General features: G+C 63.6%; 22 protein-coding genes. 15 read left to right on the plus strand and 7 right to left on the minus strand.

All coding sequences use genetic code 11. The features are described from left to right. The first annotated feature begins 37 nt into the window (after positions 1–37). From LY284_RS31375 to LY284_RS31400, 6 genes are read left to right on the plus strand one after another with little or no spacing between them, the layout of a single operon-like run. Complete coding sequence (locus LY284_RS31375) at positions 38–1,003, plus strand: amidohydrolase family protein (RefSeq protein WP_077160955.1); 966 nt, start codon at positions 38–40, stop codon at positions 1,001–1,003. A 34-nt stretch (positions 1,004–1,037) separates the two neighbouring features. Then, on the plus strand, positions 1,038–1,790 hold the full coding sequence (locus LY284_RS31380) for an Asp/Glu racemase (protein WP_233390150.1): 753 nt from the start codon (positions 1,038–1,040) through the stop codon (positions 1,788–1,790). A 13-nt stretch (positions 1,791–1,803) separates the two neighbouring features. Further along, a complete protein-coding gene (locus tag LY284_RS31385) occupies positions 1,804–2,652 on the plus strand; it encodes an alpha/beta fold hydrolase (RefSeq protein ID WP_233390152.1) in 849 nt (282 codons plus the stop codon). Then, positions 2,639–3,673, plus strand: coding sequence for a 2,5-dihydroxypyridine 5,6-dioxygenase (locus LY284_RS31390; RefSeq protein WP_233390153.1), 1,035 nt, complete (start codon positions 2,639–2,641; stop codon positions 3,671–3,673). Before LY284_RS31385 ends, LY284_RS31390 begins: the two co-directional genes overlap by 14 nt. 17 nt (positions 3,674–3,690) lie before the next feature. Continuing rightward, positions 3,691–4,314 (plus strand): N-carbamoylsarcosine amidohydrolase, encoded by a 624-nt coding sequence (locus tag LY284_RS31395; protein WP_233390156.1) that lies wholly within the window; start codon positions 3,691–3,693, stop codon positions 4,312–4,314. A 31-nt stretch (positions 4,315–4,345) separates the two neighbouring features. Next, positions 4,346–5,941 carry an MFS transporter gene (locus LY284_RS31400; RefSeq protein ID WP_233390157.1) on the plus strand — a complete coding sequence of 532 codons (1,596 nt, stop codon included), beginning with the start codon at positions 4,346–4,348 and terminating at the stop codon, positions 5,939–5,941. A gap of 22 nt (positions 5,942–5,963) precedes the next feature. Here LY284_RS31400 and LY284_RS31405 read toward each other — a convergent pair whose 3' ends face one another. Next, entirely contained in the window at positions 5,964–6,470 is a 507-nt protein-coding gene (locus tag LY284_RS31405; RefSeq protein WP_200826401.1) for a MarR family winged helix-turn-helix transcriptional regulator, read from the minus strand. 357 nt (positions 6,471–6,827) lie between these two features. On the opposite strand from LY284_RS31405, the gene LY284_RS31410 reads away from it, so the two are divergent. Both LY284_RS31410 and LY284_RS31415 read left to right on the plus strand, forming a co-directional pair. Beyond that, the gene (locus tag LY284_RS31410) at positions 6,828–8,153 is read left to right on the plus strand and encodes an MFS transporter (protein ID WP_233390161.1); all 1,326 of its coding nucleotides are present in this window, start codon (positions 6,828–6,830) and stop codon (positions 8,151–8,153) included. Positions 8,154–8,224: 71 nt separating this feature from the next. Then, positions 8,225–9,433 (plus strand): benzoate/H(+) symporter BenE family transporter, encoded by a 1,209-nt coding sequence (locus tag LY284_RS31415; protein WP_233390163.1) that lies wholly within the window; start codon positions 8,225–8,227, stop codon positions 9,431–9,433. A gap of 22 nt (positions 9,434–9,455) precedes the next feature. On the opposite strand, the gene ptsG is transcribed toward LY284_RS31415, so the two are convergent. Both ptsG and ptsP read right to left on the minus strand, forming a co-directional pair. Then, entirely contained in the window at positions 9,456–11,237 is a 1,782-nt protein-coding gene (ptsG, locus tag LY284_RS31420) for a PTS glucose transporter subunit IIBC (RefSeq protein ID WP_233390165.1), read from the minus strand. A 24-nt stretch (positions 11,238–11,261) separates the two neighbouring features. Then, entirely contained in the window at positions 11,262–13,793 is a 2,532-nt protein-coding gene (gene ptsP / locus LY284_RS31425) for a phosphoenolpyruvate--protein phosphotransferase (protein WP_233390167.1), read from the minus strand. Between the two features lie 287 nt (positions 13,794–14,080). Between ptsP and LY284_RS31430 the strand changes: the two genes are divergently transcribed. Continuing rightward, on the plus strand, positions 14,081–14,296 hold the full coding sequence (locus LY284_RS31430) for a hypothetical protein (protein WP_233390169.1): 216 nt from the start codon (positions 14,081–14,083) through the stop codon (positions 14,294–14,296). Between the two features lie 67 nt (positions 14,297–14,363). Here LY284_RS31430 and LY284_RS31435 read toward each other — a convergent pair whose 3' ends face one another. Further along, positions 14,364–15,308 carry an SDR family oxidoreductase gene (locus LY284_RS31435; protein ID WP_233390171.1) on the minus strand — a complete coding sequence of 315 codons (945 nt, stop codon included), beginning with the start codon at positions 15,306–15,308 and terminating at the stop codon, positions 14,364–14,366. Positions 15,309–15,389: 81 nt separating this feature from the next. On the opposite strand from LY284_RS31435, the gene LY284_RS31440 reads away from it, so the two are divergent. The 3 genes from LY284_RS31440 to LY284_RS31450 all read left to right on the plus strand — a co-directional run bounded on the left by LY284_RS31440 (position 15,390) and on the right by LY284_RS31450 (position 19,243). Beyond that, positions 15,390–16,643 carry a CaiB/BaiF CoA-transferase family protein gene (locus LY284_RS31440; RefSeq protein ID WP_233390173.1) on the plus strand — a complete coding sequence of 418 codons (1,254 nt, stop codon included), beginning with the start codon at positions 15,390–15,392 and terminating at the stop codon, positions 16,641–16,643. Positions 16,644–16,714: 71 nt separating this feature from the next. Further along, positions 16,715–17,641 (plus strand): LysR family transcriptional regulator, encoded by a 927-nt coding sequence (locus tag LY284_RS31445; RefSeq protein WP_233390174.1) that lies wholly within the window; start codon positions 16,715–16,717, stop codon positions 17,639–17,641. A gap of 279 nt (positions 17,642–17,920) precedes the next feature. Continuing rightward, entirely contained in the window at positions 17,921–19,243 is a 1,323-nt protein-coding gene (locus tag LY284_RS31450; protein ID WP_233390176.1) for an aromatic acid/H+ symport family MFS transporter, read from the plus strand. A 31-nt stretch (positions 19,244–19,274) separates the two neighbouring features. On the opposite strand, the gene LY284_RS31455 is transcribed toward LY284_RS31450, so the two are convergent. Further along, positions 19,275–20,156 carry an alpha/beta fold hydrolase gene (locus LY284_RS31455; RefSeq protein ID WP_233390178.1) on the minus strand — a complete coding sequence of 294 codons (882 nt, stop codon included), beginning with the start codon at positions 20,154–20,156 and terminating at the stop codon, positions 19,275–19,277. On the opposite strand from LY284_RS31455, the gene LY284_RS31460 reads away from it, so the two are divergent. After that, positions 20,133–20,402 carry a hypothetical protein gene (locus tag LY284_RS31460; RefSeq protein ID WP_233390180.1) on the plus strand — a complete coding sequence of 90 codons (270 nt, stop codon included), beginning with the start codon at positions 20,133–20,135 and terminating at the stop codon, positions 20,400–20,402. The genes LY284_RS31455 and LY284_RS31460 overlap by 24 nt on opposite strands. A gap of 15 nt (positions 20,403–20,417) precedes the next feature. After that, the gene (locus LY284_RS31465) at positions 20,418–20,831 is read left to right on the plus strand and encodes a nuclear transport factor 2 family protein (protein ID WP_233390182.1); all 414 of its coding nucleotides are present in this window, start codon (positions 20,418–20,420) and stop codon (positions 20,829–20,831) included. Positions 20,832–20,851: 20 nt separating this feature from the next. On the opposite strand, the gene LY284_RS31470 is transcribed toward LY284_RS31465, so the two are convergent. Then, positions 20,852–21,745, minus strand: coding sequence for an alpha/beta fold hydrolase (locus tag LY284_RS31470; RefSeq protein WP_233390184.1), 894 nt, complete (start codon positions 21,743–21,745; stop codon positions 20,852–20,854). 286 nt (positions 21,746–22,031) lie between these two features. Between LY284_RS31470 and LY284_RS31475 the strand changes: the two genes are divergently transcribed. After that, positions 22,032–22,637, plus strand: a complete 606-nt coding sequence (locus LY284_RS31475) for a TetR/AcrR family transcriptional regulator (RefSeq protein WP_156903276.1) — start codon at positions 22,032–22,034, stop codon at positions 22,635–22,637. Positions 22,638–22,677: 40 nt separating this feature from the next. Here the strand turns inward: LY284_RS31475 and LY284_RS31480 are convergent, their stop codons facing one another. Next, positions 22,678–24,222 (minus strand): MFS transporter, encoded by a 1,545-nt coding sequence (locus tag LY284_RS31480; RefSeq protein WP_233390186.1) that lies wholly within the window; start codon positions 24,220–24,222, stop codon positions 22,678–22,680. Positions 24,223–24,271: the final 49 nt, after the last annotated feature.

Raw genomic sequence — 24,271 nt, forward strand, 5'->3', positions numbered from 1 at the left:
GGCTATATCGTCAGTCTACTGATTAAATGGAGTTCAAATGAGCAAGCGGATTCGCAAGATCGCCCTGGAAGAGCACTTCGGCACGCCGGGTTTTCAGGGCTATTCGAAAAGTTTCACGCAGCATATCGCGCCTGAAGTGTTGCGCGATCTCGCCGCGCGTCTGAGCGATTTCGACGAGCAACGCATCGTCGAAATGGATCGCGCGGGCATCGACTATACGATTCTTTCGCAGACCGGTCCGAGCGTGCAGGGCGAACCCGATGCGGCGCTCGCGATCAGCCGGGCGAAGGAAAGCAACGACTTTCTCGCGCAACAGATCGCGCGCCATCCATCGCGTTTCGGCGGCTTCGCTACTCTTCCGATGCATACCGCGAAAGCGGCATCGGACGAACTGACGCGCACCGTTCGCGATCTCGGTTTCAAGGGCGCGCTCGTCAACGGTCATACGCTGGGCGTCTATTACGACGACCGCGCCTACGATCCCTTCTGGGCGACGATGCAGGAACTTGACGTGCCCCTGTACCTGCATCCGACCGATGCCTTCGTGAACCCGCGCGTGCTCGACGGTCATCCGGAACTCGCCGGCGCGACCTGGGGCTGGGGCGTCGAAACCGGCAGTCACGCATTGCGCCTCTTGTTCAGCGGCATATTCGATCGATTCCCGAAGCTCAAGATCATTCTCGGTCACATGGGCGAGGGCCTGCCGTTCCTGCGCTGGCGTTTCGATAGCCGCTTTGCGGTCTACTCGCATGGCGTGACGCTCGAACGCGCGCCGTCCGAGTACATCGGCACGAACATTTTGATCACGACGTCGGGCGTGTGCTCGGCGCCCGCGCTCATCGGCGCGATTGGCGAGATGGGCGCGCACGCGGTGATGTTCTCGGTCGACTACCCGTATGAATCGACGGAGCTCGCAGCGGAATTCATCGAGCGCGCGCCGCTCGACGAAGCCACGCGCGCGCTCGTCTGCCACGGCAACGCGGAACGCATTTTCCGCCTTTGAGATTTCAGAAGACCACAGAGACATGGAGCAGCAGATGACGAAGACTTACCGCATCGGCCAGATCGTGCCGAGCTCGAACACGACGATGGAAACCGAAATTCCCGCGATGTTGCTCGCGCGCCAGATGATTCGCCCGGAGCGCTTCACGTTCCATTCGAGCCGCATGCGCATGAAGAAGGTCGTGAAGGAAGAACTCGCCGCGATGGACGCGGAATCGGACCGCTGCGCGGTCGAGCTTTCCGACGCGCGTGTCGATGTGCTCGGCTATGCATGTCTCGTCGCCATCATGGCGATGGGGCATGGCTACCATCGCGTATCGCAGAAGCGCCTGCACGAATGCACGATCGGCAATGGCGGCGATGCGCCCGTCATCACGAGCGCGGGTGCGCTGGTCGATGCGTTGAAGGTGATCGGCGCGAAGCGCGTCTTGGTGGTGACGCCTTACATGAAGCCGCTGACCGAGCTCGTGGTCGATTACATTCGCAACGAAGACTACGAGGTGATCGATTACCGCGCGCTGGAGATTCCCGACAATCTCGACGTTGGCCGTCACGATCCCGAACGCCTGCCGGATATCGTCATGTCGATGCGCTATCAGGACGCCGATGCCATCGTGCTGTCGGCGTGCGTGCAGATGCCGTCGCTGCCGGTGATCGCGAAGGTCGAGGCGATGACGGGCAAGCCGGTCGTCACCGCCGCCGTCGCGACTACTTACGCGATGCTCAAGCAGCTCGGTCTCGAAGCGATCGTGCCGGGCGCGGGCGCGTTGCTTTCCGGCGCATACTGAGGCGGGGAAGACCATGTCGACCTATCTATACGGCGCGAACGTTCAGGCGAACGGCATCCGTCAGCATTATCTGCGCTTTGGCGGAGCACACGTGGGGTGCGATCCGGTGATCATCGTGCCGGGTATCACGAGCCCGGCCGTGACGTGGGCGTTCGTCGCGGAGCATCTCGGCAAGACTTTCGATACGTATGTGCTCGATGTGCGCGGGCGCGGCTTGTCCTCGGCATCCGATGCGCTCGACTACAGCCTCGATGCGCAAGCCGCCGATCTGAACGCGTTCGCCATTGCGCTCGGCTTCGAGCGCTACAGCGTGATCGGCCACTCGATGGGCGCGCGCATCGGCATTCGCGCGGCGCGCTCGCAGCCGGCCGGCATGACGCGCCTCGCCATGATCGATCCGCCGGTTTCGGGTCCGGGACGCCGTTCGTATCCGTCGCAATTGCCGTGGTACATCGATTCGATTCGCCAGGCGCGCGAAGGCATGAGCGCGGAGGCGATGCGCGCCTTCTGCCCGACATGGACGAACGAGCAGCTCGCACTGCGCGCGCAATGGCTGCATACCTGCGACGAACGCGCGATACGCACGAGCTTCGAAGGCTTCCATGCCGATGACATTCACGCCGATCTCCCGCTTCTGAAGATGCCCGCATTGCTCGTGACGGCGGGCCGCGGCGACGTGGTGCGCGATGAAGACGTGAAAGAGATTCGCGGGCTCGTGCCGCAACTGGAACATGTGCGCGTGCAAAACGCAGGCCACATGATCCCGTGGGACGACGAAGCGGGCTTTTACGCAGCACTCGGCGATTTTCTCGGCGCGGCGCTTGCAACGTTCGACGAAGGAGGCAGACATGCCAGTCAGTGACTATCAGATGGTCGATGCATGGACGAAGGTGCTCAGGCTATCGCGCCTCGAAGCGGGACAGACCGTCACTATCCTGACCAGCGCGTCCACGCATCCGCAGACGCTCGCGACCGCGCTGATCGCGACGCAATCGATGGGCGCGATCGTCAATCGTCTCGATCTGCCGCCCGTGAACGGCGAAAAGGCCTTGAGCCGCGATTCGCTCGCGTACCTCGGCACGACGCCTTTGACAGGCAACCGCGCCGCGATCGCCGCGCTGAAGGAAAGCGACCTCGTGCTCGACCTGATGACGCTGCTGTTTTCGCCCGAGCAACTCGATATCCTCAAGACGGGCACGAAGATTCTGCTCGCCGTGGAACCGCCCGAAGTGCTCACGCGTCTCGTGCCCACGCCCGCGGATCGCGAACGCGTGCTCGCCGCGCAGGCGCGCATTGCGCGGGCGAAAGAGATGCACATCGTGTCGGCGGCCGGTACGGACTTCCATTGTCCGCTCGGCGAATTCGAGCCGATTGCGGAGTATGGTTTCGTCGATGAACCGGGCCGCTGGGATCACTGGCCGAGCGGCTTCGCGCTTACGTTTCCGAACGACCATCAGGCGCACGGGCGCATCGTGATCGATCGCGGCGACATTCTGTTGCCGCAGAAGAGCTATGTGCAGGACCGTATCGAACTCACGGTCGAAGAAGGCTATGCCAAGCGCATCGATGGCGGCATCGACGCGCAATTGCTCAGTGAATACATGGCGACTTTCGACGATCCGGAAGCGTATGCGATCTCGCATATCGGCTGGGGGTTGCAGCCGCGCGCGCACTGGTCGACGCTCGGCCTCTACGACCGCGAGGCGACCATCGGCATGGATGCGCGCGCGTTCGAAGGCAATTTCCTGTTCTCGCTCGGACCGAACAACGAAGCAGGCGGCAGCCGCACGACCACCTGCCATATCGACATTCCGCTGCGTCATTGCGATGTCTTTCTCGACGGCGAGCCCGTCGTGCGCAATGGCGTCGTACTCGATCGCTGACCCACGAAAACACCGACATGTCCCACGATATCGAAACCTACAAGCGCCAGAGCTTCGGCTCGACGCTGGAACCGCAAGCGCCGGTCGGTCTGTTGATCGTCGATCTGGTGAACGGCTTCGCGAATCCCGAAGTCTTCGGCGGCGGCAATATTCCACAGGCCATCGAGCACACGATTCCCTTGCTCGCGCACGCGCGCGAAAAGGGCTGGCCGGTCGCGCACAGCCGCATCGTTTTCGCCAATGACGACGCCGATCACAACGTCTTCACGATGAAAGTGCCCGGCCTGCTCGCGCTCAAGGAAACATCGCACGACAGCGCGATCGTGCCGCAACTCGCGCCGCGCATGGGCGAACTCGTGGTGCGCAAGACGGTGCCCTCCGCGTTCTTCGGCACGGGCCTCGCGGCATGGCTCACGCAGCACGGCGTGCGCACGCTGCTGATCGCGGGCGCGGTGACGAGCGGCTGCGTGCGCTCGTCCGTCGTCGATGCGATGCAATACGGCTTCCGTCCGTTCGTGCTATCCGACTGCGTCGGCGATCGCGCCATCGCGCCTCACGAAGCGAATCTCTTCGACATGGCGCAAAAGTATGCCGCCGTCATGACGCGCGACGAAGCGCTCGACTTGCTCGCGAATCTCTGATCGTCCGGGTTTTCATCCGCATGGAATCGACATGGCCACGTCTCTTTCGGAGCGCTCGCACCGCGCAGTCACGCGGCATGAGTTCACGCTGATCTTCGCGTCGTCGTTCGGCGCGCTGCTCGAATGGTATGACTTCTATATCTATGCGGCGCTCGCGGGCACGTTCAGCACGTTGTTCTTTCCGAGCGGCAACGATACGGTCGCGTTTCTCGCGAGCCTCGCCACGTTCGGCGCGGGCTTTCTCGTGCGCCCGCTCGGCGCGCTTTTCTTCGGACGGCTCGGCGACCGCATCGGCCGCAAGTACACGTTCATGGCGACCATCGTGCTGATGGGCGTCGCGACCGTCGGCGTGGGCTTGCTGCCTTCGTTCGAGAAGATCGGCATGATGGCGCCCGTGCTGCTCGTCGCGCTGCGCCTTTTGCAGGGCTTCGCGCTCGGCGGCGAGACGGGCGGCGCGGCAACGTATCTCGCGGAACATTCGCCCGCCGACCGGCGCGGTTTTTATACGAGCTCGCTTCAGACCACGGCGACGCTCGGGCTGCTCGCATCGATCGCGGTGGTTAGCATCAGCCGCGCCGCGATGGACGAAGCCGCGTTCCAGAGCTGGGGCTGGCGCATGCCGTTCCTCGTGTCGATCGTGCTGCTGGCGATCTCGGTCTATCTGCGCACGAAGCTCGCCGAATCGCCGACGTTTCGCGACATGAAGCAGGCGGGCAGGTTGTCGACGTCGCCGATCGGGGAGAGCTTCGGCAAGTGGGCGAATCTGAAGTACGTGCTCATCATGCTGTTCAGCACGGCATCGGGCGTTGGCGTCGTGTTCGGCACCGGGCATTTCTACTCGATGTATTTCCTGCAGAACACGCTGAAGGTCGCGCCGAATACGGTCAATCTTTTTCTGGCGATCGCGTTGATCGCGGTGTTCCCGTTTTATCTCGTGTTCGGTTGGCTATCAGATCGCATCGGACGAAAGTGGATCATGATGCTCGCGTGTCTCCTGCTCGCCGCGACCACGCAGCCGATCTTTCACGCGCTTACACACTACGCGAATCCTCAGCTGGAAGCGTTCCAGAAAAGCGCGCCCGGTACGGTGCGCGCGAACGATTGCCGCTTCACGCTGTTTTCCGCGCCCGTGACCGAGTGCGACCGCATACGCTCGTTTCTGAGCGCATCGGGCGTCTCGTATGATCGCGCGCCGCAAAGGGCGGGCGAGGGCGCATCGACGCAAATCGGCCCGCTCGTGGTGCAAGGCGCCGACAGGCACGAACTCGAGAAAGCGCTCGTCGCGTCGGGCTGGTCCGCGCACGCCGACCCCGCCAAGATCGACGCCCCGATGGTCGTCCTGCTGATGTGGCTCTTGCTGCTTTATCTCGCGATGGTTTATGGACCGATGGCCGCGTTCATGGTCGAGCTGTTCCCGGCACGCATCCGCTATACGTCGCTTTCGTTGCCGTTCCATCTCGGCTCGGGCTGGTTCGGCGGCATGCTGCCGTTCGTCGTGTCCGCGATGGCGGTCGCGGCCGGCAACGTCTACTTCGGGCTGTGGTATCCGATTGCGATTGCCGTGGTGTCGTTCGCGGTCGGCGCGCTCTTTGTGCCGGAGACGTACCGCCGCGACATTACGCAATAGCGCGCAATAGCCCACGCAACAGTCAATCGAAATGCTTGAGTGAAGTGCGTCCGTACTGATTATTCCCTTCGACCAGTTGCATCATCATGCGCACGAAATGAACGCGATCTTCAGAACTCAGCGGGGCCAGGAACTTCACCTGGGCTTCGCGCATGCTGCCGTACATGTCTTTCATCACGCGGCGTCCTTTCGCGGTGATGTTCGCGATCTTGAGCCGCCCGTCGTGCGGGCTGGGCTCGCGCTTGACGAGGCCGCGCTCTTCGAGACGCCGCAGCACGTCCGCCATGGTCGTGCGGTCGACGCCGACTTCCGCGCACAGCGATGTCTGGTCGAGCCCCGGACGTTCGGAAAGCGTCGTCAGCAAGCCGTATTGCACCGGCGTGATCGCGAAGTCCTTGCAGCACTCGAAGAAGAGCGCGATATGGATCTGATTGAGACGCCGGATCAGAAATCCGGGGCGCTGCCACAGATGTCCGGTTTCGATGCCGTCGTCGGAAACGGCTGCTTTTTTCTCGGCAACGGTGCCCATCCTTAACCTTTTTCGAAGAAGTTCTGTCACTTGGGAGTGTAGCGTTCGTGCGCCGTGTTTGTCCAAACGGTGCCGCACGCGTGCATGCGCAAGCGCGCGATACGCCGTAAAGATCGTAGGTGCAATCAGAGTTGCGCTTCCAATTTTTTCCGGATACAAATCATCCATCAGCGTACTGACGAATGCTGATGGCGCAAGCGCAAGTTGTCAATGATCGAAGTCAACAGAACGATGCGTCGCGCAGCTATCAGAGCGGATCTGCTCGTGCGTTTGCCGGATTGGAACGCCCGAATAATCAGCATGCTGATTAATTGGCGGATGCGTTAAACGTCACCTCATCAGAGTTTGGAGCCAAACATGAGTTCTACCCCCGTACAGACGGACGACATCGCCATGCAAGGGCGGTCGATGTCCCGCAACGATATCAAGACGCTGATGCTCGCGTCGCTGGGCGGTGCGCTGGAGTACTACGACTTCATCGTCGCGGTGTTCTTCACGAAGCTGCTTGCCACGGTCTTCTTTCCGCCGCAAACGCCCGAATGGCTCGCGCAGCTCGAAGTGTTCTGCATTTTCGCGGCGGGCTATCTCGTGCGCCCGATCGGCGGCATCTTTTTCGCGCACTTCGGCGACCGCATCGGCCGCAAGAAAATGTTCGCGCTGAGCCTGTTTCTGATGGCCGCGCCGACGCTGCTCATCGGTCTGCTGCCGAGTTACGCGACGCTCGGCATGGTCGCGCCGCTGCTCTTTCTCTTGTGCCGCGTTTTGCAGGGGCTGTCCGTCGGCGGGGAAGTGCCGGGCGCGTGGATCTTCTGCTCGGAGCATGTGAAGCGCGATCGCATCGGGCTTGCCTGCGGTCTCCTGATGTCGGGCCTGTGCACGGGCATTCTGCTCGGCGCGCTGTCGGCGAAATTCCTGATCGGCAACATGGACCCGGCGGATCTGAAAAGCTGGGGCTGGCGCCTGCCGTTCATCGCGGGTGGTGCATTCGGTCTGATCTCGGTCTATCTGCGCCGCTACCTGCAGGAAACGCCCGTGTTCGAAGCGCTGCGCGCCAAGCGTGAAGCGGATGCGCGGCTGCCGCTCGCGGTCGTGCTGAAGGAGCATCGCGGCGCGGTGATCGTCTCGCTGCTCGCGACGTGGGTCTTCTCGGGCATCTTCGTGCTGTACTTTCTCTACACGCCGACATTCCTGCAGTCGCAATTCCACTTCGCGGCAAAGGACGTCTTCACCAACAACTCGTGGTCGATCTTCGGTCTGATTCTCGGCAGCACGTTCGCGGGATGGGCCGCGGACAAGATCGGCGGCGGCCGCGCGTATGCGATCGGCAGCGCGGCGATGCTGCTCGTCACGGGCGCGTTCTATATCGGCCTCGCGTCGGGTAGCACGTCGGTGTGGGCGCTCTATATCGCCGGCGGCTTTCTCATCGGGACCATCACGCTCGGGCCGTACATCATCGTGAAGAGCTTCCCGCCGGAAGTGCGCTTTACCGGTTTCGCGCTGTCGTACAACACGGCGTATGCGATTTTCGGCGGCACCGCGCCGGCGATTGCATCGTTCCTCGTAGGGCGGCAGGGCATCACGATGGCGCCTGCGTGGTACATTGGCGCGCTTTGCGTGCTCGGCGTGATCATCGGGCTGCTCTGGCGTGCGCCCGTGCATGCCGAGGCGGCGGCCACGCATTGACGCCGGGCGTCTGAACCTCTTGCGATCCCGCATCGAACGCGGCGCGGGATCGCTCTCTCCGAGCGCTATACATGTCCGTTGGCGACGCATCCAGGACCGGCATCGCCCGGTCGTGGCTTTTGTACTTCTCGCTCGCGTTCGCGAGCATGAGCTTCTCCGCGACGGGGCCGGTCGCGATCATCATCGCCGCGTCGCGCGAAGGCGGCTTGAGCTTCGCGCAAACGTCGTCGTGGCTCTTTGCGTCCATCGGCATCAATGGGCTGGCGAGCATTGCGATCAGCTGGAAGACGCGCCAGCCCTTGCTTTTTCTCTGGACGATTCCAGGTGCGATTCTCGCCGCGCCCGTGATTGCGCAATTCGGCTTCGGCGCGGCGGTCGGCACGTATCTCGTCTGCGCCGCCGTGTTGCTCGTGCTCGGCGTGACGAACCTCGTCGCGCTGCTCGACCGATGGGTGCCGATGCCCATCGTGATGGCGATGATCGCCGGGCTTTTCATCAAGTACGTGCTGGCCGTCGTGCATTCGACCGTGGCCGCGCCGCTCATCGGCGTGGCCATGCTGCTGGCGTTTTTCGGTCTGATGTGGCTGGAGCGCCGCAATGCCGCGCCGCTTCCGCCGCTGATCGGCGCGATGCTCGCGGGCGCGGCCATGCTCTTCGCGACAGGCTTCCAGTTGCCGAGCCATACCGGCGGCGCATGGATCGCGACGCCCGCGCTCGTCACGCCGAGCTTCGACCTCCACGCGATATCGCAATTGCTGCTGCCGATGCTCATCACCGTGCTGTTCGTGCAGAACGCGCAGGGCATTGCGGTGACGCGGGCATCGGGCTATCGCACGTCGCTGCGGCTCGTGACGATCACGAGCGGCGTGCTGACGGCCATTACCGCGCCGTTCGGCGGCTGTCCTTCGGTGCTGGCGGGGCCGAGCAACGCGATTCTCGTGTCGGGCGGCACGCACGGGCGTCATTACATCGGCGCATTGATCGCGGGCGTGCTATGCGTGGCGATCGGCCTCTTCGCCACGGCATACGTGTTCTTGCTGACGAGCCTGCCCGGCACCTATATCGCGATCCTCGCGGGACTCGCGATGACGGGCGTGCTCGAAAAATCCTTCGTCGCCGCGTTTCGTTCGGCGCTGCCTTTGAGCGCGATGATCGTGTTCGTCGTCACCCTGAGCGACGTGACGCTGCTCGGTATCGGCGCGGCGTTCTGGGGCGTGGTGGCGGGATGCTTTGTCTTTTACGCGATCGAGAAGCAACGCGCGGGCGACTCGATCGCTTGACTCGGTTATCGTCCGCTCATCGTCAATTCATCGCGCCCGCCAGATTTTCCGCTTCCAGTCCGACGATCAGATCCATCTCGCCATTGCCAAGCGATTGCGTCGCGGGTACGCCGGCGGCTTTGAGCGCGGCGGCATCGACACGCGATGCATCGCCGAGCGCGACGCGCAGCCGCGTCGCCGCGAGCGGTTCGAGCTTCACGATATTGGCCGCGCCGCCCAGCGCCGCGCGAATCTTCTCGGCGCGCGCCTTCTGTTGCGCGCCGTCTTGCGTGGGCGCTGACGTCGCTGCGGCCGGCACCGTGTCCGCCGTCACGGCCGCGGCACCCGCCGCCGGCAGATCCGCGTCGCTGCCCGCGGTCTTCAGATACTCCTGCATGTCGGTTTTCATGTTTTCCGACAGCGGCCCGAAAATCGCCTGCACGCCGTTGCCGACGCGCAGGACACCCGCCGCGCCGAGCGACTTCAGCCGGGCGTCGTCGACGAGCGCCGGATTTTTCACCGAGATGCGCAGCCGCGTGATGCACGCATCGAGACTCGTAATGTTCGAGCGTCCGCCGAACGCGAGCACGAGATCGCGCGACCGGCCGCCTTCACCGCTTGACGACACGGCGGCGCTCGCAACCGTATCGTCCTCGCGACCGGGCGTCTTCAGATCGAAGCGGCTGATCACGAAGCGGAACACGCAATAGTAGATGCCCGCATAGATCGGCCCGAGGATGAAGACATACCACGCATGTGTCGCCTTGTTGCCGATCAGGTTGAACATCAGGAAGTCGATCGCGCCTTGCGAGAACGTGAACCCCATGTGCATGTTCAGCGTATTGGCGACGAACTGCGCCGACGCCGCGAGACACGCATGAATGAAGTACAGCACGGGCGCGACGAACAGGAACGCGAACTCGATCGGCTCGGTGATGCCCGTGAGAAACGACGTCAGCGCCGCCGACACCATCATGCCGCCGACCGCGACTTTCTTTTCCGGCTTCGCGCAATGCCAGATCGCGATGGCGGCGGCGGGCAGGCCGAACATCTTGAAGAGGAACGCGCCCGACAGAATGCCCGCGGTGGGATCGCCCGCGAAGAAGCGGTTGATGTCGCCGTGAACGACCTTGCCGGTCGTCGGATCGAGGAAGCTGCCGGCTTCGAAGAAGAACGGCACGTTCCAGATATGGTGCAGGCCGAACGGAATCAGCAGACGTTCGACGAAACCGTAGACGGTCGCCGCCGTGCGCGGGTCCGAAACCGCCGCCCAGTGCGAGAACGAATTGATCGCACCGCCGATCGGCGGCCACACGACCGAGAGAATCGCGCCGAGCACGATCGAGCCGATCGCCGTCACGATCGGCACGAAACGTTTGCCCGCGAAAAAGCCGAGATAGGGCGGCAGCGCGATCTTGTAGTAGCGGTTGAACATCCACGCGGCGAGCCCGCCCGCGAGAATGCCGCCGAACACGCCGGTCTGGATCGACGGAATGCCCATGATCATCGAGGGCTCGACGCCTTGCGCCTTGGCGATCACGCCGAGCGTCGCGGTCATCACGAGATAGCCGATGGTCGCGGCGATGCCCGACACGCCGTCGTTTTCGGTGAAGCCGAGCGCCACGCCGATCGCGAAAATGAGCGGCAGATTGCCGAAGATCACGTCGCCCGCGTTCTTCATCAAGTCGAGGATGATGACGGGCACGTAGCCGTGGAAATCGGTCGCGCCGAGGCCGAGCAGCAAACCGGCGACGGGCAGGACCGCGACCGGCAGCATCAGCGACTTGCCGACCTTCTGGACGACGCCGAAGGCGTTCTTGAACATGTTGATGGTCTCCTGTGAGTTCGCTTATTCCGCGTAGGGCGCGAGCAGGGCGCGCACTTCGGCGGCCGTGCCCAGCGTGATCGCGCGTGCCGCGAGCGTGCGGGCTTCGTCCATCGTGAGGCGCGCGAGCTGCGCCTTGATCGAGCCGACGGCCGGCACGCTGACCGACAATTCGTCGACGCCGAGGCCGACGAGCACGGGCACCGCCATCGCGTCCGACGCGATGCCGCCGCACACGCCGACCCATTTGCCGTGCTTGTGCGCGCCATCGACGGTCATGCCGATCAGGCGCAGCACGGCGGGATGCAGGCCATCGGCCTGTTTCGCGAGCTTCGGATGCCCGCGGTCCATCGCGAGCGCGTACTGCGTCAGATCGTTGGTGCCGATGGAGAAGAAATCGACTTCGCGCGCGAGCGGCTCGGCGATCAGCGCCGCCGACGGCACTTCGATCATCACGCCGACTTTCACGCTCGCCATGCGGTCGCCGGCTTCCTCCTGAAGAATCTTTCTGGCCGCGCGGACTTCCTCGATCGATGCGACCATCGGAAACATGATGTGCAGATCGCCGATGGACGCCGCCCGCAGGATCGCGCGCAACTGCACCCGGAACATGTCCGGCCGGTCGAGGCTCACGCGCACGCCGCGCAGGCCGAGGAACGGGTTGTCTTCCTTCGGCAGCGGCAGATACGAGAGCGGTTTGTCGCCGCCGACATCGAGCGTGCGCACGACGAGCGGACGTTCGCGCCCGAGCGCTTCCGCGACCGCGCAGTATTCGGCGGCCTGCTCGTCCTCGGACGGCGCGGTATCGCGATTGTCGAAGAGGAACTCGGAACGCAGCAGCCCCACGCCTTCCGCGCCCGCCGCGACCGCGTCGCGCGCTTCCTCGGCGTTGCGGATATTCGCGGCCACTTCGACGCGATGACCGTCCGCCGTGACGGCCGTCTTGCTCGCCGCGACTTTCTCTTCCTCGCGCTTTTTCGCCTGCCGCTCGATGCGTTCGCGGGCCTTCGCGAGTTCGTCCGCGCCCGGATTGCGGCGCAGGCTGCCGGTCGAGCCGTCGAGCACGACGAGCGTGCCATCCGACAGATTCAGCGCGTCTTCGTCGATGCCGCAGATCGCCGGAATGCCGAGCGAGCGCGCGAGAATCGCCACATGGCTCGTCGCGCCGCCGGTCGTCGTGCAAAAGCCGAGCACCTTGCTGCGGTCGAGCGAGGCGGTGTCCGAAGGCGACAGTTCTTCGGCGACCAGGATCGAGTCGGCGGGCACGTCGATATGGGCCTGCTTCACGCCCGCGATCAGCGCAAGCACGCGGCGGCCCACATCGCGGATATCGCCCGCGCGCTCGCGCAAGAGCGCGTTGTCGAGCCGCTCCAGGTTGGCCGCCTGCGCCTCGAACGCGGCGCGCCACGCGAAGCCCGCGCTCTTGCCGTCGCCGATGCCGGCGATGGCCGCATCGTTCAGATCGGGGTCGTCGAGCAGTTCGAGATGCGCATCGAGAATCTGCGCTTTCGACGGATCGGTGAGCTTCGCCTTGAGCGCCTCGATCTGCTGGCGCGCCTCGTGCCGTACCGCGTCGAGCCGCGCGCGCTCGCGTTGCGGCGATTCGCCCGCTTCGGCCACGTCGATGACTTCCTGGCGGAACTGCACGATCTTGCCGACCGCCAGTCCCGGCGATGCCGACACGCCCGTGAACGCGTTCGCGTCGGTGGGCGCGGCGCGTTTCGCGATGACCGTTTCCGGTGCGGCCACGGCGGCGGCTGGCGCGTCGCCCGGTTTTTCGCCGGAACCCGACGCGAGCAGGCGGGCAAGCACGGCGGCGGCCTCGGCCGCGTCGGGGCCGGCGGCTTCGACGCGCAGCGTGTCGCCGAACTTCGTCGCGAGCGCCATCAACGCGACGACCGATTTCGCGTTCGCGATGTCGCTGCCGCGCACGATGCGGATATCGGACTTGTACTTCTTCGCTTCCGCCGCGACGACCGCGGCGGGCCGCGCGTGCAGGCCTTGCGGATTCGGCAGGGCGATGTCGTCGGACCGGATCGCGCCGGACGCCGCGGCGCCCGCTTCCTCGGGCGCGCCGCCGACGAACTCGACCGACAGCGCGACGTCCTGGCCCGCCGTGACGAGGCCGGTCGCGGGCAGGTAGCGGGTGACGAGTTCGCCATTGGCGATGACCATTTGCGTGAGCAGGCTCACGGCCCGCGCGCCGACGATGACTGGATCGAAGCGGATCAGCGGCTGGCCTGTGGTGACGATGTCGCCTTCCTTGACGAGCGGCGTGAAGCCTTCGCCGCGCAGCATCACCGTGTCGAGGCCGATGTGGATGAGCACCTGAAGGCCGCTTTCGCCCGTCACCGTCACGGCGTGCGCCGCGCGATGCAACTGTGTGATCTTGCCGGCGAGCGGGGAAAGCAGTTCGGTGGAGGTCGGATCGATCGATACGCCGTCGCCGACCATTTTTTGCGCGAAGACCGGATCGGGCACGGTTTCGATCGGCACCATCACGCCGGAAAGCGGCGCCATCAAGTCGATTCGTGCCAGACGCTGAGGAGCTTTCATGTGAATTGTGTGTCCCTTGATGGTTTGAGGTCGATTCCCAGAAAGTGCCAGACGATGACCCGCACGAGGACTTGGACAAGGCCTGAGCTAATCATAGGCAACCCGTCCGTGATTCGCTGCTCGAATGAACGCGCGCGAGATTTTAAACGCGCGGGCGAATTGATTCGGTTTCTGAAACGTTGAATTTTTAGATACGACGCTCGATTCGCGTCGATACGTCGCATCGAACGCGCCGCAGTCCTATTAAGCTTGTTTTCGACGAAACGCAAGTAAATGGAGTGCGAATCATGATCTACAGCAATAAAACCGAGGCCTATTGGGAACCGCTAATGGAGATTGCGCGGGATGAGCTGGGTATCGAATCGTTCGACGAGGCGGGCGCGGAGATTCGGATCTGCTCCGTCGAGGACATCGGGCGAGCGCTCGAACGGGCTTACGATCTCGGGCTGGTGGTGGGGCATACGGTGACGCGGGGCGAATGGGCGGAGGCGTCGCGGGTTTGAGGCGGCCGCACGTCGCGCGGCGCTGTTACGCGCGCCGCGCATTGTCATCTCCGGATTTGAATGCGCTTCAGTGAACCGTTAATCCGCCGGTCGGACTGAGCGTTGCGCCCGTGAGATAAGCCGATTCGTCGGAAGCGAGAAACGCCACCACGCGGCCGATATCCGTCGGCGCCGCGACGCCGAGCGGACAGCCGGCGACGATCTTCTCGTACTGTTTGCGGTGATGCGCGGATACCTTGCTCTGCTCGCCGAACACGGCTTCCCAGGATGGACTGTCGCGCACGACCGTGACGCAAACGCAGTTGACGCGTATCCGGTCGCGGGCAAGTTCTCTGGCAATCACCTTGCTTGCGCGGATCAGTCCGCCCGCGAACGTCGACACGGCGGTTTGCCCCGGCGTCGGCACGCGGCCGCCTTCAGAGGTCAGGAAGATGACGCTGCCCCCCCCGCGCGGGCGCATGAAGGGCAGTGCCGCCTGAACTGGAAAGAGCTTCGCGCTCGTGTTCTCGGCAACAACGGCCGCCACGCGCGCCAGATCGATTTCGGCGAACGGGCCACGCACTTGCGGTGAGCGTGCCTCCTCGTCGTTGCCGCCCGCGTTCGCCACGACGATGTCGATGCCGCCGTATCTGCGCGCGGTCTCTTCGGCCAGTGCCGTCATATCCTCTTTGGATCGCACATCGCCTGCGATGAAATCGACGGTGGCACCGGTCTGTCGCAGTTCGGCGAGGACCGCCTCCGCTTTTGCAGCGCTCCGCCCGCTGATCACCACAGTGGCTTTGCCCGCCGCGAGCTGCAACGCGACGCCCTTCCCGATGCCGCCCGTGCCACCTGTGACGATGGCCACCTTTCCTTCCAGATTGCTCATTGCTTTGCGCCTTCGATGGATTAACAAGTCAAATCCTAGAGGCGCGTCCTGTCCAAAGCGATTGCCGTTTCTCGAACATGTATTTGATGTTTCGTGAATGGCCGACTGATGAATGCGTTCGTTTGTTTGCAACGCCCCTTTCACAAACCGTCAATAGTCGCAGCAGATTGCCGTGAGTAGCATTCGAGGCACATCGCAGAGAACAGACAAGTGAAGGAGAAAGACATGGAAGCCGCCGTTCAACCCGAGCGCGTCACGCAAGGGACAGGAGCCGATCGTCCGCTGTCGGGCATTCGTGTCCTGACCGTGGAAAACTTCATCGCCGCGCCGTTCGCCTCGATGTGGCTTGCCGATGCCGGCGCCGAAGTCGTCAAGATCGAAGTGCCCGGCGGCGGAGACTTTGCACGTAGCACCAGCCCGACGAAGCCCGGCATCGACGGACTGCCGAGCAGCTTGTCGTTCCTGCGCGCAAACCGCAACAAGAAGAGCGTCACGCTCGATCTCAAGCATCCTGAAGGTAAGCGCGTTTTCAAGTCGCTCGCGGCCGAGGCGGACGTGGTGCTGGAAAACCTGCGGCCGAACGTGATGGATCGCCTCGGCCTCGGCTATGCGGAACTCAGTCGCATCAATCCGCGGCTGATTTACGCCGCCATCTCCGGCTTCGGTCATGGCGACATCCAGCCCAGTCCGTACGGCGACTTGCCGGCTTTCGATATCGTCGGACAGGCGATGAGCGGCCTCATGTATCGTCCTGAACGCAGCGGCGACCGTCCTGTCTATCTCGGCTTTTCGCTCGCGGACATTCAATGCGGCAATCTCGCACTGCACGGCATCATGCTGGCACTGATTCATCGGGTACGCAGCGGCCGTGGCAAGAAGGTCGATATCTCGATGGTCGATGCATCGCTCGTGCTCAACGAAATTTCGGTCACCATGTATTCGGCGACGAAACAGGTCGCACCGCCGGGTGTGCACGCGGTCACCGCACCGTTCGGCGCATACCGTGTCGCGGACGGTTATATCGTCATCGCGGTGATTGGCGAGCACATCTGGAAGCGCTTCTGCGAAGTCATCAACCGGCCTGAACTCGTCGGCGATGCGCGCTTCGAAAGCGGCACATCCCGGCGGCAGCACATGACCGCGCTGAATGCGCATATCGACGCATGGCTCGACGGCAAGGACCGCGATGAAGCGCTGGGCTTGCTTCGTGCGGGCGGCGTGCCATGCTCGACGGTCAACGACGTAGCCGATCTCTTTGACTGCCCGCACGTTGCCGCGCGCAACATGCTGATGCAACTCGACGATCCCGTGTGGGGCAACATTCACGTCGCAGGCAACCCGATCAAGATGTCCGACGTGCCCGAGCCGGAAAGCAACGTGCCGCCGCTGCTCGGCGAGCACAACCGTGACGTCTTGCGCGACTGGCTCGGCATGAGCGAAGCGCAGATCGGCGCGCTCCGTGAGCAGCATGCGATCTGAGCGTGTCCGGTTCCATGCCGATTGACGACCGGATAGGGCGGGCATAGGCTCTGAGCCATTGGAGAGCCGCCATGACCGGACTCAGCATCCACACACTGACGCGACGCGTCGACTTGTTCACGCTGCGCCTGTTTCTCTCGGTCGTCGAGGAACAGCAGATGCGGCGCGCCGCTCAGCGCGAGAACATCACGCCTCCCGCTGCAACACGGCGCATCCAGGACCTCGAGGAAGTCGCGGGCATTGCGTTGTTCGAGCGCATGCCGGGCGGCATGACGCCGACCGCCGCGGGCGAAGTGCTCGCGCGTCACGTGCGTCTGATGTTCGCCAATTTCGATGTCATGCGTCGCGAGATCGCCGAATTTACCGAGGGGGTGCGCGGGCAGGTCGGCATCAGTTCGACGAGCACGATCATCGTTCATTTTCTGGCGCGGGAGATTGCCGACTTCCGGCGCGACTTTCCGCTCGTGGAGATCGATCTGCACGAGGATGCCAACATCAACGTCGTCGGCGCGGTGCTGTCGGGCAAGGCCGATCTCGCGATGTTCTATGCGACTAACGACGTTGGCCGCGAAGGGCTCGATATCGTCGAATACCGCACGGACCGGCTAGCCGCAATCGTGCCGCGCAAACATCCGCTCGCCGAACGCGCCAGCGTGACCGCGCCCGATCTGCTCGACGAAGACCTGATCGGCATCTCGCCCACCACGTCGATGATGACGCAATTGCGGCAGGCGGCCGCCGCGCTTGGCCGGGACCTGCGCCTGAAGTACACGGTGACGACAATCGAAGCGGCGCGCAGTCTCGTCAAGGCGGGGCTCGGGGTGACGATCCAGCCGGAGAGCATGTTGCCGAAGGAAGAACTCGCCGCCTTGGCGATCGTGGCGCTGGACGAACCGTGGGCGAAGCGGCAACTGTGCATCGGCACGAAGCGCGGCGCGTCGATCACGCCTGCGACGAGGGCGCTCATCACGCAACTCACGGCTTCAGCCGGCGAGTGAGCGATTAGTCTTCGAATTGCGCCGAGCGTCGCGCTGCGACTACGCGACTGTCATCGCCTGATCTAAAAGCACTCTAGGCGCACCCTCCCAGCCCGGCAATTGCAATGATTTGAATCGGCGATTCGCGTCATTCGAATCGACAGGCCGTAGCGGAATTCGGGAACATCGAAGCGGCGATTCAAGCGTCTTCACCAGGTCGGTTCATTTCACCTGCCTGGATCGAACGGCTCATTCGAATCGCCCGCCATCAGGCATCCAAATATACGGACAGGAGACGATGTGAACCCTTCTTCATCACCGACACGAAGCAGTCTGTTCGTGGTCATGCTGTGCTTCCTGACGATCGCCGTCGACGGCTACGATCTCATCGTCTACGGCGCGACCATTCCGCGCTTGCTGGAAGAACCCGGCTGGAATCTGAGCCCCGCGAGCGCGGGGATGATCGGCAGCTGGACGCTCGCCGGTCTGATGGTCGGCCTGATTTGCGCGGGACCGATGGCCGACCGTATTGGACGGCGCAAGCTCATTATCGCGGGCGTATTGTGGTTCTCGCTCGGATCGCTGCTCTGCGCGATCGCCCATTCACCGCAGACGCTCGGCATTGCGCGCTTCTTCACCGGGATCGGGCTGGGCGCGGTGGTGCCGTCGTCGGTGGCGCTCGTCATCGAATACGCGCCGCGCAGCCGTCGCCAGCTCTACAGCGCGGTCGCGCTCACCGGCTATCCGGTCGGCGGCGTGCTGTGCGCGCTGCTCGCCATCGCGATGCTGCAAAGTCAAGGCTGGCGCCCGCTGTACGGCTTCGGCGCGCTGTACGTGCTGATCGTGCCGGTCATGTGGTTCTACCTGCCCGAATCGGTGAGCTATCTGCTCGGCCGTGGCCGCACCGAAGAAGCGCGGGAGCTCGCGGCACGCTACGCGATCGATCTCGATGAACTCTCGCGCGATGAAGAACAACATCGCCAAACGCGCGTCGCGGCTGCGGGCGCGCGAGGGTATCGGCTGCTGACATCGCCCGAATTCCGCTCGGCGCTGCTGCTATTCGCGCTGATGTGCTTCTGCGGGCAACTCGTCGTCTATGGCCTCAACGCGTGGCTGCCCCAGTTGATGCGCAAATCGGGCTATGCGCTGGGGTCGTCGCTGCAGTTTCTGCTGGTGATGCAGTGCGGCGCCGTACTGGGCAACCTGACAGGTTCGTGGCTCGCCGACCGGTTCGGCCCTAAGCGTGTGCTCGTGCCGTTCTTCCTCATCGGCGCGATCTCGCTCCTCGTACTGAGCCAGAAACCGGATGACGCGTGGCTCACGCTCGCGGTGTTCGGTGCGGGCATCGGTTCAATCGGCTCGGTGACGCTCGGCTACGGTTATATCGGCGCGTACTTTCCGGCATCGTGCCGCGGTTCCGCGATCGGCGCCGCACAGGGACTCGGGCGCATCGGCTCGATTCTCGGACCGATGATCGGCGGCTGGGTGCTCGGCTCGAACCTCGATCATCACTGGAACTTCTATGCGTTCGCGATTCCCGCCGTGATCGCCGCCGTGGTTGTGACGCTGATACCGAAAGCCGCGCCATGCGAAGTCGCGTTTGTGGAAGCAAAAAGCACGTGACGGGGACGGGCTGAGTGCCGGAAGACAGCGGTCACGCGCAGTCGTATAGGCGCCGGGTGCGCGGCCGTTCAGCTTTTGCATGTCTGATGATGTATCGCATCGCCTCGTCACCAAATACGTCGTTGCCTTCCAGCGCATCTGCGTGTCCCGCGTTCCGCAAGGTCACATAGTCGGCATGTGGGCAGAGCCTCAGAAACTCGGCGACGCCCGTTTCGCTGACGACGTCCGACTGTTCACCGCGCATGAGCAGCGTAGGCAAGGTCAGCTTGCGCGCGCACGCGCACATCCGCCGGCGACGGCGTCCCATGTCACGCGGCCATGCGACGAAATGCGGGTCCCAGCGCCGGCGATGGCGATGCTCGTCGTCCGGCCGCAGCACGCACGCACTCGGTGAGTGAGCGGCATCTTCGCGCGCTTCGACGCGACCGGACCCGCGCCGCAGCGATGACTGGATGCGCGCCACGCCTGCCGGTTCCACCTGCGGCGCGATGTTGACGAGAACGAGGGCACGCGCATCCACATAACCTTCCCCGACCGCGAGCAGACTGGTCGCACCGCCCGTCGCAGCGCCGACGAGCACGGGACGCATTAAGCCCAGCGACGACACGATGCTTTCCAGATCGCGCACCATGGCGGCCTGACTGTAGTTTGCGTCTACTGGCCACCCGGAGTCTCCGTGACCGCGGGCATCGAATGAGACGGCGAAGAATCCTGCTCGGCCGAGCATCATGCCCGTCCGGCTCCATGAGTGACGCGTCTGTCCCGCGCCATGCAGCAAAAGCACGGGAATGCCATTGGGGTCGCCCCACGAGTCGCCAGCCAGGAGAACGCCGTCAGCGCTTCTCAAGCGGTGCATCGGTGGGGACGCGCTTGTCGGACGCGTGCTTGCATGAATTGGAAGCTGCATGTTCATCTGTCTGCTCTTGACCATATGGCCAATTTCAAGGCAAAGCATGCGCGGGTCAACGACGACGAACAGGTCGTTCCGTACTCTGAAGCGGATGAGAGGCTTGAGCGAGCGATGCCAACGCGCGGGCTGCGGCTATGTGTGGGTCCGCAAGCGCCCGACGCGAGTTTCAGAATACGGAACGGCGTGATCGAATCAATTGACCCGGATATGAGCGCAAGTCATGCTAGAGAAAGCTGCCCGCTCAACTGATCAGGAGACGACTCAATGAAGGGAGACACCGATGCGGCCCGCTCAGCGCTTGCCGTCATCCAGGCTTCGTGGAACGCGTCCGCGCGCAACTGGAACGCGCAAGCCCTGACCGCGGTTTACACGGAGGACGCGCTGTTCTTCGGCGGAAGGCCCGGACATGCCATCGGCGCGAGTGGGATTCACGACTATTTCGCTTCGTATGAAGGGGTGATCGAATCGGCCACCCTGGAGCTCGTGGAGCAGCACTTCATTGCGCTCGCGGATGATTGCTTTCTCGCCCAAGGCTTCGGCGAGTTTCTGTTCATGCTCAGCGACGGCCGCGAGTCGCGTTCCCGGCTGCGAACGACGCTCCTGATCGCGCAGCAGCGGGGTGAATGGAAGATCCGCCAGCACCACTTTTCGGCCTCTCCGGAGTCGCCTCCCATCTGAACGCGGCGTCCGTCGCGCGCTTACTTCGATGCGGCGGTTCCCGTGACGCCGCCTTGCCGCGCGAGAAAGTCCATGGCCGCGTCGCCAAACAGGTCGTTGCGGTCCCCGGCCACCATGTGGCCCGCCTGCGCGATGTTCACGTACGCCGCATGCGGACACAGCTCGATAAACTCCTTCACGCCGGCCTCGCTCACGATGTCCGAACTGCCGCCTCGCACGAGCAGCGTCGGCAGTGCGAGGCGTCTCGCGGAGTCGGCGAGACGCGCGTGGCGTGCGCGAGGCTCCATCGGTCTTGCGAGGAACTTCGGGTCCCAGTGCCAGCGGTATCGGCCATCGTCGCCGAGCCGCACGTTTTTCGCCAGGCCGTCGAGATTGCGGCGCCGCGATTGCGATGGCCGATAGAGGGCGATGGCGTCGGCGACTTCATCGAGCGAACCGAATCCCTCCGGATGCTGTGTCATGAAGGCGCGAATCCGGTTGACGCCGGCGGGTTCGGAGTACGGCACGATATCGACGAGAATCAGCGCGCTCGCGTCCACCTGTTTTTCCGCGATCGCCACGAGGCTCGTCGCGCCGCCCAGCGAGGCGCCAATGAGCGCAGGGCGGCGTATGTCTAGCGCCGCGAGCACGCAGCCGAGGTCCGCAGCGAGCGCATCGAGGCTGTAGTCGCCGTGGGCGCTCCAGTCGGAATCGCCGTGTCCGCGCGCGTCGTAGGCAATGGCAAAGTACCCGGCACGGCCGAGCCTCTCGCCCGTGCCGCCCCATGCGTGGCGCGTCTGCCCGCCGCCGTGCAACAGCACGACGGGCGGTCCGCCGGGATGGCCCCACGTATCTCCGGCCAAGCGGACACCGTCGGAACCCGGCCAGGCATGCAGCGGCTTCGGTGCGACGGACGCGGAGCGTGCTCGTTTCATCAGGAATCCTCGGATTGAGGGTGAAGGACGGCGTGCCGGCGCCGTGGAACCGACGGCGGCCTACCGTACTGAAACTTCTCCGAACCGAGGCGGCGTGTCAATGCGCAGCCGCCAAGGGTTCCGTACAATGAACGCGCTAGCTGGCGCGGACCAAATGCGGTAATCTTTCAAACAAACATTAGATTGTGCAGCGCGCGCCCGGACGGCCGCGAAACCAGGACATCGAAGAGCAGAGACAGACGTGCGAAAGAGAAACGTAAATCCTAGCGCAGATACCCGGGAGGTTCTGCTTCGGCTGGCGGCGCGCTTGTTTGCGACGCAAGGGTATTCGGCCACGACCATGCGGTCCATCGCGGAGCAGGCGAATATCGAGGCTGCGAGTATCTACTATCACTTTTCGTCGAAGGAAGAGCTTGTCGATGTGGTGATGGAGCACGGCGCGGACAGCATCTTTCAGCATATCAACGGGCATTTCGAGGCCTTGCCTCCGAACGCGAACGCCGAAGATCGCTTCAGGGCGGCGATCGTCGGACAGATGAGCGCGCTGCTGAAGTTCGGGGACTACGCGCTGGCGCATGGCCGCCTGTTGAGCCAGTTGCCCGACGCAGTGCGCGAGCGCCAGATCAAGCGGCGGGAGCGGCATCAGCGCGTCTGGACGACGGTCTTCGACAATCTGCGCAAGGAAGGTTTCTTGCGCGAGGACGTCGATGTCTCGCTGTGCCGTATTGCCGTTCTCGGCTTTATCAACTCCGTTCAGACGTGGTTCGATCCGAAGAAGGGTTCCCTCGACAAGATCGCCGATCAGTTCATCACGATGTTCTTCGAAGGCGTCCAGCCGGCGGCCAAATCGCGGCGCAGCGGCCGCAAGAAGGAGCTGGCCGCTTCATCCTGAACGGCAGGCCGACTTCGTTCGCGCCGCCGCCGTATCTGTCTCAACTCGCCTGCGCCGACCGCTCTTCCGCCAGCAAGCGACGATAATGCGGAAGCGCGCTCAGCAGCAGCCACGCTGCGAGCGCCGCTGCGATTGCGCACACGATAGCGATCGAATGCCCGACCATTTTGGGATCGTGGAACACGCGATCGGTCAGGAGCGCGATCAGCGTGGGGCCGGCGCCAAAGCCGATCAACTGAGCAACAAACGAATAGATCGCGCCGACGGTGCCGCGCATGCGGCTTGGGGCGACGAGCTGCAAGGCCGCGCCCATACAGCCGGTGGGCAGGCTGAAGAAGAAGACGGTGCCGGCGGCCGCCGCGAGTGCGCCCGTCACGCCCGTCGCGAACGGAATGCTCGCGCAGCAGAGGAGCATCGGAATCATGGATATGGCGGCGGTGCGCAGCGGCGCATCTTCATAGCCGCGTTTTTCGAGCTGACGCGCAATCCACGGTCCGGTCAGCGCGCCCGCGATGCCGAAGCTCACCACCAGTGCACCGAAACGGAAACCGACGAGCGCCGCGGGTAATCCATGCGTGCGAATCAGATACGTGGGCATCCACGCGGGCATGCCCAGTACAACGATCGCGAGCATGCCGACGCCAAGCAATATCCGCGCATAAAATCCGCGTCTTTGCCACAGATAGGCGGCGGAGGCGCCCGTGGTGTATTCCCGTTCGTCTTCGCGTTCGCTCATCACGCTGCTGCGCACGGGTTCTCGAACGGTGAGCAGGACGAGTAGTGCAAAGAGCATTCCCGGCAACCCGACGATCACGAAGGCCAGTTGCCAGGTCTGAAACTGCGCAAGGACGGGGAACTGCTCGTGAAAAGCGCGCGCGAACTGGATCACGAAGCCGCCGGCGACCAGCGAAAGACCGCCGCCGAGCATGGGGCCGAGAATGAAGATGCTCATCGCGCGAGGAATCCGCGAGGCCGAGAAGCAATCGGCAATCATCGAGAGCGCGAGAGGAAATACGCATGCCTCGCTGGCGCCGACGCCAAGACGCGCGAGGAAGAGTTCCTGATACGTGTCGGCCTTGCCGCACAGTGCGGTGAAGGCGCACCACAGGCAGATGGAAACCAGAAGAAGATTGCGCCGGTTGGTGACATCGACCAGACGACCGAACAACGGCGAGGCCGCCAGGTACGCGGCAATGAAGGCAAAACCCTGGACGAGGCTGAGTTGCGTGTCGGAGATGGCTAGCGAATGCTTGATCGGCTCGACCAGCAAGTTGAGGATCTGGCGATCGATGTAAGCCAGGGAATAGGCGAGCGTGAGTATCGATAGGATGTACCAGGCTCGCCCGCTGTCGTGGGCTACCCGATCCCGGGACGGTCGTGTCCGTGCGTGCGCGGTCGTGCCGGCGCCGTCGGACGGCAAATCGTTCATGGCGTCTCTCATTTCTCCTCCAGTAAGTTCATTCCAAAGTGATCGAATCTGCGTGCCCGTCGCCTTCGTGCGAGATGCAGCAACGGACCCGAGTAAACTACCTAATGTTTGGTAGTTTGTGTCGTGTCTGGATGTTGTTCCATGAGTGTTATCCATGAGCGATGTGGATCGATACATGCGCGAGCACGTGCAGGCTTGCGAAGGA

The sequence above is a fragment of the Caballeronia sp. PC1 genome, assembly GCF_021353155.1.
GTDB lineage: Bacteria > Pseudomonadota > Gammaproteobacteria > Burkholderiales > Burkholderiaceae > Caballeronia > Caballeronia cordobensis.

What these genes read in the sequence shown, in the direction of transcription:
- LY284_RS31375 (WP_077160955.1), top strand. Translation starts at nt 38, where the DNA reads ATGAGCAAGCGGATTCGCAAGATCGCCCTGGAAGAGCACTTCGGCACG.
- LY284_RS31395 (WP_233390156.1), top strand. Translation starts at nt 3,691, where the DNA reads ATGTCCCACGATATCGAAACCTACAAGCGCCAGAGCTTCGGCTCGACG.
- LY284_RS31415 (WP_233390163.1), top strand. Translation starts at nt 8,225, where the DNA reads ATGTCCGTTGGCGACGCATCCAGGACCGGCATCGCCCGGTCGTGGCTT.
- LY284_RS31390 (WP_233390153.1), top strand. Translation starts at nt 2,639, where the DNA reads ATGCCAGTCAGTGACTATCAGATGGTCGATGCATGGACGAAGGTGCTC.
- LY284_RS31465 (WP_233390182.1), top strand. Translation starts at nt 20,418, where the DNA reads ATGAAGGGAGACACCGATGCGGCCCGCTCAGCGCTTGCCGTCATCCAG.
- LY284_RS31430 (WP_233390169.1), top strand. Translation starts at nt 14,081, where the DNA reads ATGATCTACAGCAATAAAACCGAGGCCTATTGGGAACCGCTAATGGAG.
- LY284_RS31440 (WP_233390173.1), top strand. Translation starts at nt 15,390, where the DNA reads ATGGAAGCCGCCGTTCAACCCGAGCGCGTCACGCAAGGGACAGGAGCC.
- LY284_RS31460 (WP_233390180.1), top strand. Translation starts at nt 20,133, where the DNA reads ATGAATTGGAAGCTGCATGTTCATCTGTCTGCTCTTGACCATATGGCC.
- LY284_RS31380 (WP_233390150.1), top strand. Translation starts at nt 1,038, where the DNA reads ATGACGAAGACTTACCGCATCGGCCAGATCGTGCCGAGCTCGAACACG.
- LY284_RS31410 (WP_233390161.1), top strand. Translation starts at nt 6,828, where the DNA reads ATGAGTTCTACCCCCGTACAGACGGACGACATCGCCATGCAAGGGCGG.
- LY284_RS31400 (WP_233390157.1), top strand. Translation starts at nt 4,346, where the DNA reads ATGGCCACGTCTCTTTCGGAGCGCTCGCACCGCGCAGTCACGCGGCAT.
- LY284_RS31455 (WP_233390178.1), bottom strand. Translation starts at nt 20,156, where the DNA reads ATGAACATGCAGCTTCCAATTCATGCAAGCACGCGTCCGACAAGCGCG.
- ptsP (WP_233390167.1), bottom strand. Translation starts at nt 13,793, where the DNA reads ATGAAAGCTCCTCAGCGTCTGGCACGAATCGACTTGATGGCGCCGCTT.
- LY284_RS31445 (WP_233390174.1), top strand. Translation starts at nt 16,715, where the DNA reads ATGACCGGACTCAGCATCCACACACTGACGCGACGCGTCGACTTGTTC.
- ptsG (WP_233390165.1), bottom strand. Translation starts at nt 11,237, where the DNA reads ATGTTCAAGAACGCCTTCGGCGTCGTCCAGAAGGTCGGCAAGTCGCTG.
- LY284_RS31405 (WP_200826401.1), bottom strand. Translation starts at nt 6,470, where the DNA reads ATGGGCACCGTTGCCGAGAAAAAAGCAGCCGTTTCCGACGACGGCATC.
- LY284_RS31470 (WP_233390184.1), bottom strand. Translation starts at nt 21,745, where the DNA reads ATGAAACGAGCACGCTCCGCGTCCGTCGCACCGAAGCCGCTGCATGCC.
- LY284_RS31480 (WP_233390186.1), bottom strand. Translation starts at nt 24,222, where the DNA reads ATGGATAACACTCATGGAACAACATCCAGACACGACACAAACTACCAA.
- LY284_RS31385 (WP_233390152.1), top strand. Translation starts at nt 1,804, where the DNA reads ATGTCGACCTATCTATACGGCGCGAACGTTCAGGCGAACGGCATCCGT.